The sequence below is a fragment of the Enterococcus caccae ATCC BAA-1240 genome (assembly GCF_000407145.1).
Classification (GTDB): domain Bacteria; phylum Bacillota; class Bacilli; order Lactobacillales; family Enterococcaceae; genus Enterococcus_L; species Enterococcus_L caccae.
This window is the reverse complement of the sequence record NZ_KE136472.1, coordinates 837,044-851,022: the sequence shown is the minus strand read 5'-3', so window position 1 is coordinate 851,022 and position 13,979 is coordinate 837,044. Positions and strand designations below refer to the sequence as shown.

The 13,979-nt window shown below is 34.1% G+C and carries 10 protein-coding genes and 1 pseudogene; 1 reads left to right on the top strand and 10 read right to left on the bottom strand.

From position 1 onward, the window contains the following. The first annotated feature begins 131 nt into the window (after window positions 1-131). The gene (locus tag I580_RS03815; RefSeq protein ID WP_010772628.1) at window positions 132-1,127 is read left to right on the top strand and encodes a LacI family DNA-binding transcriptional regulator; all 996 of its coding nucleotides are present in this window, start codon (window positions 132-134) and stop codon (window positions 1,125-1,127) included. A gap of 33 nt (window positions 1,128-1,160) precedes the next feature. Here I580_RS03815 and I580_RS03810 read toward each other — a convergent pair whose 3' ends face one another. The 10 genes and pseudogenes from I580_RS03810 to I580_RS03765 all read right to left on the bottom strand — a co-directional run bounded on the left by I580_RS03810 (window position 1,161) and on the right by I580_RS03765 (window position 13,765). Next, entirely contained in the window at window positions 1,161-2,423 is a 1,263-nt protein-coding gene (locus I580_RS03810; RefSeq protein WP_010772629.1) for an ABC transporter permease, read from the bottom strand. Next, window positions 2,416-3,315, bottom strand: a complete 900-nt coding sequence (locus tag I580_RS03805; protein WP_010772630.1) for an ABC transporter ATP-binding protein — start codon at window positions 3,313-3,315, stop codon at window positions 2,416-2,418. The genes I580_RS03810 and I580_RS03805 overlap by 8 nt, the downstream gene beginning before the upstream one ends. A 216-nt stretch (window positions 3,316-3,531) precedes the next feature. Then, window positions 3,532-3,936: pseudogene (locus I580_RS17435) on the bottom strand (hypothetical protein); the annotation flags it as partial. A gap of 234 nt (window positions 3,937-4,170) precedes the next feature. Next, window positions 4,171-4,407, bottom strand: coding sequence for a helix-turn-helix domain-containing protein (locus I580_RS03795; RefSeq protein ID WP_010772632.1), 237 nt, complete (start codon window positions 4,405-4,407; stop codon window positions 4,171-4,173). Between the two features lie 170 nt (window positions 4,408-4,577). Continuing rightward, window positions 4,578-6,380, bottom strand: coding sequence for an excinuclease ABC subunit UvrC (gene uvrC / locus I580_RS03790; RefSeq protein WP_010772633.1), 1,803 nt, complete (start codon window positions 6,378-6,380; stop codon window positions 4,578-4,580). 181 nt (window positions 6,381-6,561) lie between these two features. Beyond that, window positions 6,562-6,876: a thioredoxin gene (trxA, locus tag I580_RS03785; RefSeq protein WP_010772634.1), complete on the bottom strand. Its 315-nt coding sequence runs from the start codon at window positions 6,874-6,876 to the stop codon at window positions 6,562-6,564. Window positions 6,877-6,966: 90 nt separating this feature from the next. Then, a complete protein-coding gene (locus tag I580_RS03780) occupies window positions 6,967-9,333 on the bottom strand; it encodes an endonuclease MutS2 (RefSeq protein WP_010772635.1) in 2,367 nt (788 codons plus the stop codon). A gap of 73 nt (window positions 9,334-9,406) precedes the next feature. Continuing rightward, complete coding sequence (locus I580_RS03775; RefSeq protein WP_010772636.1) at window positions 9,407-9,955, bottom strand: CvpA family protein; 549 nt, start codon at window positions 9,953-9,955, stop codon at window positions 9,407-9,409. A 17-nt stretch (window positions 9,956-9,972) separates the two neighbouring features. Then, window positions 9,973-10,416, bottom strand: coding sequence for a cell division protein ZapA (gene zapA / locus I580_RS03770; RefSeq protein ID WP_010772637.1), 444 nt, complete (start codon window positions 10,414-10,416; stop codon window positions 9,973-9,975). A gap of 334 nt (window positions 10,417-10,750) precedes the next feature. Then, on the bottom strand, window positions 10,751-13,765 hold the full coding sequence (locus I580_RS03765; RefSeq protein WP_010772638.1) for a hypothetical protein: 3,015 nt from the start codon (window positions 13,763-13,765) through the stop codon (window positions 10,751-10,753). Between the last annotated feature and the right edge of the window lie 214 nt (window positions 13,766-13,979).

The following is a 13,979-nucleotide window of genomic DNA, read 5'->3' as shown; positions in this document are numbered from 1 at the left end:
TACATTCTTATCATAATCTGTGGGAATGTTCCCATGTCAAGCTCTTTTTTTATTCTTTTTATGTTATACTTAAAAAGGAAAAGCCTTTTTATTTAGTTAGATTACACTAGATTGATTAGCGAGGTGTTAAAATGACCACAATTATTGATGTTGCCAAAAAAGCTCAAGTATCAAAATCAACTGTTTCTAGGGTTATTTCCGGAAATGGTTATGTTAGTCAAGAAAGTCGAAAAAAAGTGCTAGAAGCAATGGAAGCGTTATCGTATTCTCCTAACTTAATTGCACGTAATCTTCAAAGTGGTGAAACAAAAACGATTGGTTTTCTTGCACAAGGCTTTATTGATCCGCTGGGCGTTTTTCTTCAAAGTTTTATTTCAATCGCAAAGCGTTATAACTACTATGTGACCTTATATTTTACAGATGGGGATAAGAAAAAAGAAATCGATGCCTTAAATCAATTGAAGTATAAACAACTAGATGGTGTCTTTATTTTAACTCGAGCAAATAAGTGGGAAGTTATTGAACCCTACAGTCTTTATGGCCCTATTGCCACTTGGCATCGTATTGATTCTGAAAGAATCTATTCTTCTTACATCGATCATTATTCAGGATATCTTCGATCATTAGATTATCTTTATCAGAGAGGCTATCGTTCAATTGGACACGTTTTAGGGAATTTTGAAAATTTAAACACAAAAGCGCGTTTAAAAGCGATTGATGATTTTCATCAAGAAAAAAAGATGCTGATAAACGACGAATGGATTTTTCAAGATAAATCGAGAATTGATAATGGGCGTAATATTGCACATTTATGGCATGAAATGAACAATAAAACAGATGCAATGGCCTTTTATACTGATTCTGTCGCCGCTGGTTTTATCTCTGAGCTTCAAACTTTAGGATACTCGATTCCAGAAGATGTTGCCGTAATCGGATTTGATAATAGTGAAATTAGTCGGTTGATGCATATTACCACTGTAGATTATTCCATCAAGCTTCAAGCTGAAAATTCATTCATTTATATTCACAATCAATTAAATAAAGAAACAATTCCCGAACAAGAAATGCGTGTCCAACTTATTGAAAGACAGACTGTTCCTTTACGAAAACAAAAAAAAGAACAATGAAGTTTTTTTCTTCATTGCTCTTTTTTGTTTATCTTACTGTTTTTTTCGTTCGTTTCTTAAAATTGAGATTGATTGTTTCAATGACTTCATCACGCCACCTTCGCTATAAACCAAAACATTTGATTTATAGAGTTTTGCTGAAAACATTGTCAATAAAACACAAAATACTGCAAGAATTAACACTGAAATCATTGCCCCTGTATTTGTCACCGTTTCACTTGCTAAACGAATTGGCATTATGAATGATGAAATCAATGGAATATAGGAAGATACTTTGATGACAATATTTTGCGGATCAGTCGTTCCTAATGAAATCCCGATGAAGTACCCAATCATCGCAATATAGATGATTGGCTGAACCGCTTTGGCCGTATCTTCTGGCTTAGAAACTAATGAGCCACATAGTGCTGCTAAGACAGAATAAACTAATACACCTAAAACAAAGAATATCAAAGTGAAGTATAAGAAACTTCCCAATATATTTGTAGAAGAAAGTCCTTCCAACAAGCCTTTTACCATATCTAAATTTTTTAACTGTGAGTAACCAATTCCAAATGCTGCTGCATAAATAACAATTTGGGTCAAGGCTACTAAAATAACTCCAGTTAATTTTCCATAAAAATGAGTTTGGGCTTTAGTGCTTGATAGAATTACTTCCATGATTCGCGTTCCTTTTTCAGAAGCGATTTCTTGTGCAATAATAGATGCATATGTGATGATGATTACCCAGAGAATGATCGTTATAACAAATGACATAGCAGATTGAATCCCTGTATTATCTTCACCTGTCATCATTTTCCCTTTATCATCAAAACTAACTTTTGTCTTTTCAAAGTTTGCAGGTTGGCTCAAACTCGCCAATTGATCTGCTGTCAAGTTCAATTTACTTGCACTCAAAGAAGATTGCAATCCGTTAAGCATTTGACTCATCATCATTTCAGTCATTGTGCCTAATGATGATTCAGCATATAATTTTCCTTGAACTTGCTCACTTTCAGTATTTAAGACAAGAAAAGCTTCAATATCCTTCTCTTTCAATTGCTTTTCTGCCTCTTTTTGAGATGATACTATTTTAAACGTATAATCTTCTGTTTTTGATTTTGCCAACTGCGACGCCAATTCTTGATTATCAGAAACTAGTCCAACTTTTGTCTCTTCAGAAAATCCACCTGCTAATGAACCAGCTGCATAAATAATTCCCATAACAATAAATGGCACCAAGATCATAATTACAAAAGATGCTGATTTAACGTTCTTTTTATAAACATCACTTGCTATAATCCAAAATTTACTCATTTGGCTCACCTGCTTTCATCTTGAATATCTCTTCTAAGGTCGGCGGTTGCTGATTAAACATTGGAATATAACCAAATTGTGTTGCCCGTGCAAAAATTTCTTGCCCAGCTTTGGGATCAGTTAGTGTTACTTCGACAATGCCATCTCCTCGTTTTACTGCTTTTTCCACACCATCGATTGCTAGAACATCTTCTGGACTTAATGGTGATTCCAAAAAGACTTTCGTACGCCCAAAGCTTTCACGAATTTCATGGACTTTACCATTTAGCACCATTTTTCCACTTCTTAACATGACAAGATGATCACAAATTTTTTCAACATTATCCATATTATGACTGGAAAAAATGACACATGAGCCTTTTTCTTTTAATGCAATAATCCCATCTTTTAAAAGTTCTGCATTGACTGGATCTAATCCACTGAAAGGTTCATCCAAAATAACCAATTTTGGTTCATGGATCAACGTGGCAATCAACTGTACTTTTTGCTGGTTCCCTTTAGAAAGTGACTTTACTTTATCTGTTTTTTTTCCTTTAACTTTGAATTTTTCCATCCATTCGTCTATTTTTGGTTCGATTTCTTTTTTCGACTTCCCTCGTAGCTCTGCAAAATAAATTAGTTGCTCCTGAATTGAGACCTTTGGATATAATCCACGTTCCTCTGGTAAGTAGCCAATGTCATTATAATCTTTCCCACTTAATTGGTGTCCATTCCATAGTACAACTCCGCTGTCTTGAGTTAAAAAGTCTAAAATCAAACGAAATGTCGTTGTTTTACCTGCACCATTTTGTCCAATCAACCCCAGTATTTTTCCATCTGGAATTTCAAAAGATATATTGTCTACAGCTGTATAATCCCCAAATGTTTTAACCAAATTTTTTACTTCTAACATTTCTCATCCTCCTATACTCAATTTAGATCAACACTTTAGTGAAAAAGTGAACTACCTATTTTAATCTTTACCAAATTTTACCACGTGATACTATTTTTTAAAAAGAATCCTTTAATAAGATACTGAACAATAAACCAATAATAAAACTAACCATTGCTAAAATCACAAAGTCTCTAGGAATTTTTGCCTTTTGACAAATCGTTCTGGCTGGTTAGACTATTTTGTTTGATCTCTATAAAAATTGAATGAAAAGGCTACACTGATATCTACACCAATTGGTAATATGATATCTAGCATGACTAAAAAGAGTAGCACTTCACGAAGCGCTATAATTGTTCCCATAGTATTTTGAGAATTTTTTGCTGATAAGATGAATAAAAGTAAGCTCATTCCTACAGGCAAATATATCAGAGTATGCACTAATAACCATATCCACTCATTCTTCATACGAGCCCAATAACTTTCAGTATCCGAATAAATTATTAGTGTAGCGTAACTAGTTTTAAAATAAGAATAGTTCCCTCTATAATTCGCAAAGTTTTCCCAACTAGCTTTCTTATAGATTACTAAATATTCTGACAATTTTTCTGGTAAACCAGTAAAAAAATCTACTGAACACTCTTTTTCCTCAGGGACACCTTATTCAAAAACAAGAAACCCAACTTTGTTCATTTTTTTAAAGTGCCAACCTTTTTTGATTTTTTTTTAAAGTTGTATTACCTTCTTGGGGTAAAATGCAATCCTACTAGAAAAAGGTATCTCTTTCCCTTAAACATTTTCATTCATTTCTTCCTTTTCCAGCCATCAGACGGTCTCCAGCTTGATAAAGAAGTTTACGGCGCTCAATATCCTTTTTTAAACTCTCAAGTCCTTTATCAGTAATGAAATATGTTTTTTTCCGTTCATTACTTTCTTCCAATGTAATAAACTCGTTTTTTTGTAACTTTTTTTAATTGTATACATACTTACCGGACCAATACTTACCTGCCCATTTGTTAAATTATTCACTTCTTTCATGATAGCATAGCCATGTTGCGGTTTTAGTAATGCTAACATAATCAAATAAGTGGCGTCCGTCAGTGTATCTTCCATGATATCTTGCCCCTTTATATCACCTATTGATATAGTAACGAACTTCAATTATGCTGTCAAACGTTTCTTTAAAGATAAAATTATTTTCTTGATAAACAATAAAACAGTGTGTTGTAACAATAGAAAGGGCTAAAATCATCGAAATAATTTTAGCCCTTTCTATTGTTACTCTATTGATTATCTTCTTCAGTCTCTACTTTTACTTGATGTAAATGAGCATAGACATTATTCGCGACATTTTTCGGCAAACCGGATGCATTTAATTCCTCAACTGAAGCTTCGGTAATATTTTTTAATGATTTGAATTTTTTTAGCAACTCTTTCTTTCGTTTAGGCCCTAATCCTTCAATATCATCTAAACGTGAAGAAAAGCTATTTTTACTTCGTAATTGCCGATGAAAAGTAATTGCGAATCGATGGACTTCATCTTGTATTCGTTGCAGCAAAAAGAATTCTTGAGAATTTCGTTCTAAAGGCACAATTTCTAAATCAGAACCAAACAACAGTTCACTCGTTTTATGTTTATCATTTTTAGCCAGTCCAGCGATAGGAATATCTAAGCCTAATTGATTATCCAATACTTCCTTCGCAGCATCGACTTGTCCTTTCCCTCCATCGATCACAATTAAATCTGGGAAAGGCAAATTCTCTTTTAGAACTCTTGAGTATCGACGATAAATCACTTCACGCATTGAGGCGTAATCATCAGGACCTTTAACTGTTTTTATTTTATATTTACGGTATTCCTTTTTATCTGGACGACCATCAATAAAAACGACCATTGCTGAAACAGGATCAGTCCCCATAATGTTCGAGTTATCAAAGGCTTCAATTCTGATTGGAGCTGGAATATTCATAGCATTTCCTAATTTTTCAACTGCACCAATGGTACGTTCTTGTTTACGCACAATCAAGTCAAATTTTTCTTGTAAAGCGACTGTAGCATTTTTCCCCGCTAACTTGACTAATTTCTTTTTTTCGCCGCGTTGTGGTTGTAGGACTTTAGTAGACAACATTGCTTCCACACTTGCGATATCGATATTATCTGGAATTAGCACTTCTCTTGGAATAAAATGCTCATTCTCTTGATAAAACTGTCCAATGAAGGTTAAAAAATCTTCCTCTTCTTCGTTATAAAACGGAAAAATGGACACATCTCGTTCAATTAATTTCCCTTGGCGAATAAAGAATACTTGAACACACATCCAGCCTTTATCAACTGCATAACCGAAAACATCACGATCAACTAAATCAGCATTTGTCATTTTCTGACGAGTCATCACTGTTTCAATTGCTTTTATCTGATCACGGTATTCTGCAGCTTTTTCAAACTCCATATTTTCTGCTGCTTCAGCCATTTTTCTTTGAATTTCTTCTTGAATAACAGGATGTCCTCCATTTAAAAAGCTTTTGATTTCTGCCACCATCTTCGTATAGGTTGATTTAGGGATATCAAAAACACAAGGAGCCAAACATTGTCCCATATGATAATAAAGACACACTTCTTTCGGGAGTACTCGACATTTTCTTAAAGGAAACAGGCGATCCAGCAAGCGTTTTGTTTCATTGGCTGCACCGACATCGGGATATGGACCAAAATACAAGGCTTTATCTTTTGACACTTTTCTAGTAATCAGCAATCGTGGGTAATCCTCATTTGTAATCTTAATGAAAGGATAACTTTTATCATCTTTCAACATAATGTTATATTTAGGATCATTTTTATGGATCAAATTTATTTCTAATAGTAAGGCTTCAATATTTGATTCTGTTACAATATATTCAAAATCTTCTATTTCACTGACTAGCCGTTCTGTTTTTGTATCATGGCTACCTGTAAAATAAGAGCGTACGCGGTTTTTTAGTACCTTTGCTTTCCCAACGTAAATGATTGTACCATTTTTATCTTTCATCAAGTAACAACCTGGTTGGTCAGGAAGTAAGGCTAATTTATTTTTGATTCTTTCGTTCATAATACTTCCTTTCTTTTTCTTGATAAACTATATTATACCATTTTGTTTAAAGTTAAGCATAAAAAAGTGGCTAGGAACTAACTCAGAGAGCCAAATCCCAACCACATAAAAATTCAATTAAATTTTAAGTGAAGAAAAGCTTAAGCAAAATAAGCCTCTCTATTAACTTTAACATTAAATATTACAGATACTTGTCGATCAATGCACGTAGTTGTTCTTTTGAATGAACACCTACTGCTTTTTCTACAACTTCTCCGTCTTTTTTCAATAATAATGTTGGAATACTCATGATTCCAAATGACGCTGGTGTTTCAGGATTTTCATCAACATCCATCTTCGTGATTTTAACTTCACTTTCGTCATACTCTTCACTTAATTGTTCTAAAATTGGTGATTGCATACGACAAGGACCACACCAAGTTGCCCAAAAATCAATTAAAACAAGACCACTATCTGTTTCTGCTGAAAAATCTTTATCTGTAATTACTTGTGTCATATTATAGACCTCCTACTTTTTTACGTCTAAATCAATTATAGCACTCGTTCAACCATTCGACTAGTTTATTGCTTACTAAAGGTAAGCATATTAGTTAAATTTTACGATTGTTGCACCATTACCGCCTTGATTGCCTGGAGCAAACTCGAAACTACTAACAGACCGATGATTTTTAAGATACTCCGTTATCCCAGTTCTCAAAGCACCAGTTCCTTTACCATGAACAATCGTAACTTGAGGATAACCTGCTAAAATCGCAGCGTCTAGATATTGATCAACTTCAGATAATGCTTCTTCATAACGTTTCCCGCGTAAATCTAGTTGATTTGCTACATGACTACTTTCACTTGAGCGCACGGCTGTTACTCTTTGTGTTGGTTCTTTCTCTGGCGCAACTGGTGTCATGTCACTTTCATTAACCGACATTTTTAAAATCCCCAATTGTACTTGCCATTCAGCATCTCCGGACTTGCGGATTAACGTGCCACGTTGACCATAGGTATTAACGATAACTTCATCACCTGATTTTAATTTCTTTTGTTCCTTGGCTTTTTTCAATACTTTATTTTTTTCTAAATGGTTTTCTTCTTGATGAAGTTGAGATAATTTTGACTTTGCATCAATCAGTTGGTGCTCTTTTATACCACCTTGATTTCCACCTGACAACTGCATCTTACGAATATCAGATATGATATCGCTCGCTTGTGCTTCCGCTTGAGAAACCAATTCATTCGCTTTTTGACGTGCTTTCGCCATTTCTTTTTCACGTTCATCGAAAAAGTAACTATACGCTTCCTTTAGTTCTCTATGCAATCGCTCCGCTTCATCGACGTAGTGACGAACTTCTAAATATTCAGTTTCTGCCATTTTGCGACGATTTTCTAAATCTGCGATCATTTCATTTAAATCTTGGCTTTCACCATCCATGATATGTTTGGCTTCATCGATGATTGTACTTTCTAAACCAAGACGTTTTGAAATTTCGAATGCATTACTGCGCCCTGGTACACCGATTAACAAGCGATAAGTTGGGCTTAGTGTATCTACATCAAATTCCATACTAGCATTGATTGTACCTGCACGGTTATAGCCGTACACTTTTAGCTCAGGATAATGAGTCGTGGCCATTACATAGGCACTTTTACTACCTAATGCATCTAAGATCGAAATCGCTAATGCTGCCCCTTCTTGAGGATCAGTACCCGCGCCTAACTCATCAAATAATACTAAACTATGATTGTCCACTTTTTTCAAAACATCAACGATATTCGTCATATGAGAAGAAAATGTACTTAAACTTTGCTCAATCGATTGTTCGTCCCCTATGTCTGCGAAAATTTCATCAAAGATTCCCATACAACTTTCTTCAGCTGCTGGAATAGGTAAACCAGATTGTCCCATCAATTGAAGGAGTCCCAATGTTTTCAATGTAATTGTCTTACCACCTGTATTTGGACCTGTGATCACAATAGCCTGATAATCCTGTCCAATCATAATATCATTTGGAACAGCTTTTTCCTGATCTAAAAGTGGATGTCTTGCTTGCTTAAAAACAATATGATTTTCTTCACTGATTTGCGGAACAATCGCCTTTAATTCCTTGCCAAAACGAGCTTTTGCATTTATGAAATCTAATTTACCGATAACATATGCATTGTGCAGGATATCATTTCGATGAGGAACCAACGTTGCAGAGAGCTCAGCTAAAATCCGTTCGATTTCGTTGCGCTCCGCAATTTGATGTTGACGTAAGCGATTATTCAACTCAACGATTTGTTTAGGTTCAACAAATAAAGTTTGTCCAGAAGCACTTTGATCGTGGATTACACCACCGAATACACTCTTATATTCTTGCTTCACTGGGATAACATAGCGCTCATTTCTCATCGTGACGATTGCATCACTTAAATATTTAGCATTTTTCCCTCGAACAATACCATCTAATTGCTCACGAATCGTCTGTTCACTTTTACGAATATTGCTACGAATCATTTTTAATTCTGGCGAAGCATCATCCGTCACTCGACCATCTTCATCGATCGCTTCTTTTAACCTACGGCTCAATTCAGGTAACACAATTAGTTGATCAATCCATGAATAGAGTCTTAGTAATTCAATCTCACTATCTTTTAAGTCATCAAAAAAGCGAATAATTTCTGAAGTCGTTGATAACACACGTCCAACTTGAGCTAACTCGATACCATTCAAATCGGCACCTATTTCGATCCGTTTCATGTGAGGACGAATATTTTCTAATTTTGGAATGGGAATTCCACCACGCAAGCGTTGGACTTTCATTCCATCTTCGGTCTCTTCAAGCCAAGCTTGTATGCTCGTTCTATCATTGACAGGAGATAACTGCTCGACTTCGTCTATCCCTTGAGCTGTCACAATAGATTGAGAAATCAACTGTTTCACTTTATCAAAACCTAATGTCGTTAAAATTCGTGTATTCATTTTTTCACCTTCTGTTCTTGTAAGACTAATGATGAACAACTTCCTTTTCAGTAACTGCTCATAAGATTATTGTTTATTTAATCATTTGCTCAATCCACAAATGATAGATTTGTTTAGAAAAAATAGGTGTATATTTAACAATGTAGCTTGCTAACCCACTGTTTTTAAATTGGTTTTGAACTGCATCAACTGGCACCATTGATAACATACTCAATACCAAGAATATACCAACATAAATTACTACCAAGCTTATCAATCCGCCCGCCAACCAATTTGCTTGCTTTAATACCGGAATAAAAACCAATCCGTGGGCAAAAATGGCCAAAAAGCGTACAACTAGCCACCCTGCAACTACTATCAATAAAAAGGCGACCGCTCCATAAAAAGCTTGATCCAAATCAAGCGTGATTTCTTGATTGAAAAAGACTAATTTAGTATCAGCTGTTGGTGAAGGATACGGGATGAACAATTCCAAATGCGAAGCCAAACTCTTATAATACGATTTAGCTATAAAATATGAAACAAGATAACCAAAGGTATATAAAACTTGCAGAATCAACCCACGTCTAGCACCTGTATAAAAACCAATGGCTAATAGTAGTAAAATAAGTAATGTTAACATCCTGTCATCCTCTCAGATTATTGGTCTTGAGTGCTTTTACTTTGAATTTGTTGTTTACGATTTTCATTTAAAATTTGCTGAGCTTCCATATGGTTATGGATCTCTACATCCTCTTGACCGTTCTTTTTGAGAACATCTCTTGCTTCTTCTTCAATCGTTTCGATTCGTTTAATACGATTTTCTAATTCTGCCAAACGAATGGTGCGTTTTTTCAGCTCTGCTACTTCTTTTTCTAAATTAAGAACTTTTTCTTGTTTTTTAACTTGATCTGAAATTGCATTTATCGCTAACAAAACTGATGCTTGTTCATCATTGGTTTGAGGCGAGATGTGCTTGATTTCTGCTAATTGTTCATTGACTAATTTCGTTACTAAATCCATATGTTGTTTGCTTTCTTGCCCGATGATCGTATATGTATGATCGGCAATCACAGCTTTATATCTTGTTTTTTCTTTCACCATGATAGTGGTCCCTCCTGTAGTGATTCGTTCCATGCTATTGTACCATGAAAAGTATCATTGTGTGCTTTCAATTAACCCTTTCCTATTATATGCTACTAAACAAAAAAATTAAAGGTCTAGTGTTATTATTACTGTTTTTATAAACATTTACTATCAGTGCGCGATTCTTACTATTTTTATTCAAAAAAAGAAATATGTTTTTTCTACTATATAAAAAAATCGATTTATCTCCTTTCTTCTCAGCTAACATAACAAGAAAAATAGGTCTAAATCGATTTTTTGGTATTTAAATAAGAGTCAATTCCTGTAACTCCAACAACTTATTTTTGTTAAACTATGGTCCTACACTCAATAAAAATTCTACTTCTGTTTGATATGATAGGTCCTTTTTGATTTTCCCTGGTGGAACACTTAGATACATACCGTCTGAACCCTTCCACTGAATAATGTTGCTTGTTTCAGGACTGTCTTTCACATAAATTTTTTGCATTTTTTGATTCAAGAAAATTGTCTTGCTATTATCTTTCAACTTTAACATAGCTCCTTTGAGCTCGTTAATTGTATCTCCAACCTTGGCTTGGAATGGCTGGGTTATACGCGCTTGAATTTCCCAAGCTGTTTTATTTAAACGATTATCTCGAATATTTAGTTGCCACTCCGTATTTTTTTGATGTATTTCTTGTTGTTGTGATTTAATTTCTGGCGTTCCAAAATTTAATGCTTCAATTTTTTCAAATTGGATATCAGGTCCAATTCCTCTAAATACTACTTCATAAGAATATTTCAGATATTTATCATTGGTTTCACTTAGCTGCTCGGCTATATAAATATGTCCTGTTGATTCTTCGTTAACTGCTAAATTTAATTTAGGATAGGTTTTGAACCCCTGTCCAATTATTTTTTTATACTCCGCATTATTTGTAGGAATGTTGAAATATTCTTCAATTCCAGCTTTAGTATAATGAGCATCATAGTTTGCTTTTGATTCTGTTTCTTTTGATACAATTGAAACATTTTTGCTTGCTAAATGATCTAAATTCAACGGAACAAATCCAGATTTTGTAATTTTATAAAATACTGTTTGTTGATTAGGCAAGTCTTTTAAAGGTTGTAGCGGACCTTGATCGTTCGTATACATTGCCTGTTGCAGTTTTGGTGTGACGTATATACCAATAACATCGTCATAATTAACAGATAATTGACCATTTGATTCCGTTACTTTTTGCTTAAATTGCTCTAACATTTCAAATGGAGTTGATTGATTTGATGCATTAAGAAATACATCGGTAGAAGCTAGTGGTTGACTATACACTTCAGTAGCATTCTCAACACCAGAAGCCTTTTTATTCATGTCTAAATAAGTGACTTGGTAATAAGGGCTATCCCCTTCATTATTTTTATCTAAAGGCGTATCTTTATCCACTGTCATATTTCCGTAGCTTCCAGTTAAATAAGGTTTCTGATTACTGTCCTCATGGAGTGTCAAAGCGAATGTTGATTCGCCTATGTTTTGATTGACATTTGTCCCACTGCCTCCTAGTACAACTGAATTTCCCCAGTTTACCTCTACTAAAACATCGAAATAGGTCTCTATAAGTTTCCCTTCCAAGGTTGACTTAATCTTAAGCGTCATTTTTGAAGACCGTTTATCATTTGTAATCATAGATGTGTCGGCTGCTTTTAGGATACTTATTTCATAATTAGTAATTTCATTTTCTCCTAATTTAATAGATTCAACAGCGTCTTTTAATTGATTTTGACTAAATTTAGTTGTATCCATACCTAAAGGTACCGATATTTTTTTTGACTTTATGCTCAATTTCCCATAAAGAAATGAAACATCTTCCTGAGTATACTGAATCAATTGATCTGCACTATTTGTTGGCGTTGTGGATAAATAAGTATATTCTGGAATTATCTCTTCATTTAGTGACGGATATGAATGTGTAATTAAACCTGACATCTCAGTTTTTACGGTATCTGGTAAATTGGGAATCGGTTTAGTTGTTTCTTGATCTAAATAGTGATAATTAACCTTGGCTAAAAAATTAATACTAGTTTTAAAGGTTGTTTTTAATCTAGAGTCATCACCGGTATTCAGAACGACTGTGCCAGTAGTATCAAGGTATTTCCCACCTTCTTGATCTTTTAACAAAGTTTCGTCAATTGGGATTTTTGAAAAATCAATTTTTCTTTCAAAATAGAAATAATGACCATATAACTCATTTTGTGATTTATCCTTAGCTTTAATCGTTGTTTTTCCATTAGTAGTCGTGATAGAAAACAAGGCTATACTGTCCGTACCAGTTTCATTCGTTACTTTCCAATCTCCTGGTACCAATGAATCAACTGTTTGGGCATCAATTTCCCAACCTATCTCTTTTGTTCTATTTTTTACGGATTGATACGGAAGATATTGGCTAAACTCCTGATTAATTACACTGTCTTTTGTAATGGACTTTACGGTTTGTTCTTTCCCCACTGGTGCCGGATACTCTATTTTGGGAAGGATTTTATTCGTATAACTATAACCAAAATCGATATAAGGGGTATCTGATTCAGTTTTTACAGTAAACTCTATTTTATTTTGGTTAGTATATGTCATTACTGCTTGGCTTTGAAGAGACTCTATTCCATTAACTAGATCTTGTCTTTTTTCAGTACTACGTATCAACAAATATTCGTTATTTTCCTCAACTTTGATAATAACTGGTCGAATGGCACCATCTTCAACGAACGAGCGACTAACACTATAGATTTTATCTACCCAATTTTTATTAATTTGAAATCTAGTCCCCCTAATTAGATTTTTAAATGACCAATATCCAGAGACGTTGATTGGTTTATCTTGATCATCAAAAAATTCAAATGTGAGTTTTGCTGATTCAGCACTTTTATGGATATAAATTGTTCCTAAATAATTTTTTATACCTACTATATTTACCAGCTGATCGTCTATAGATTGTCCAGAATCATCCTGAGCTGGCTTAGAAGTCTTGAATGTCATTTTCATATTTATGTTAGAATTATTATAATACCCAATGTTGGACACCTTTATCCATTCTTCCTTTTTTGTTGCAAATGGAATCTTTCCTTCTCTGGGGAAATACTTCCCTTGTCCCTCTTTATCTACAAATACTCCATCTGAATGATCTATTATTTCACTTTTACTTGACCACATCGGGGCAAACGTATTTTCTTTTGGTATTTCATTTTTCATTGAATCTAGCCAATAGGTAGATTCTGGTAACCAAACTTCAGCCGCTTCAGCAACACTTGAAAGCATTGTGTTTGCATACACTACCAATCCTATAAACATTACTGCATAACTAAAATACCTTTTTATCATTATATTAAAAACTCCCATCTATTAACTTATTGCATTTAGATTATTATAACAAATAATCCACATTTTCCACTCGCCAAACCTGAATCATTTAGTGCTCAAAACAAACTAACATTTTATCTAATTTTTACTAGCAAGGATTGATTTAATAACATTGTTATAGGGGAATCTATTCATCAAAAAAAAGGAAATGTCATAAAATTATCAAAATAATTTT

Coding starts and splice junctions, on each gene's coding strand:
- uvrC (WP_010772633.1), bottom strand. CDS start 6,380: ATGAACGAAAGAATCAAAAATAAATTAGCCTTACTTCCTGACCAACCA.
- I580_RS03810 (WP_010772629.1), bottom strand. CDS start 2,423: ATGAGTAAATTTTGGATTATAGCAAGTGATGTTTATAAAAAGAACGTT.
- I580_RS03795 (WP_010772632.1), bottom strand. CDS start 4,407: ATGGAAGATACACTGACGGACGCCACTTATTTGATTATGTTAGCATTA.
- I580_RS03815 (WP_010772628.1), top strand. CDS start 132: ATGACCACAATTATTGATGTTGCCAAAAAAGCTCAAGTATCAAAATCA.
- I580_RS03775 (WP_010772636.1), bottom strand. CDS start 9,955: ATGTTAACATTACTTATTTTACTACTATTAGCCATTGGTTTTTATACA.
- trxA (WP_010772634.1), bottom strand. CDS start 6,876: ATGACACAAGTAATTACAGATAAAGATTTTTCAGCAGAAACAGATAGT.
- I580_RS03765 (WP_010772638.1), bottom strand. CDS start 13,765: ATGATAAAAAGGTATTTTAGTTATGCAGTAATGTTTATAGGATTGGTA.
- I580_RS03805 (WP_010772630.1), bottom strand. CDS start 3,315: ATGTTAGAAGTAAAAAATTTGGTTAAAACATTTGGGGATTATACAGCT.
- I580_RS03780 (WP_010772635.1), bottom strand. CDS start 9,333: ATGAATACACGAATTTTAACGACATTAGGTTTTGATAAAGTGAAACAG.
- zapA (WP_010772637.1), bottom strand. CDS start 10,416: ATGGTGAAAGAAAAAACAAGATATAAAGCTGTGATTGCCGATCATACA.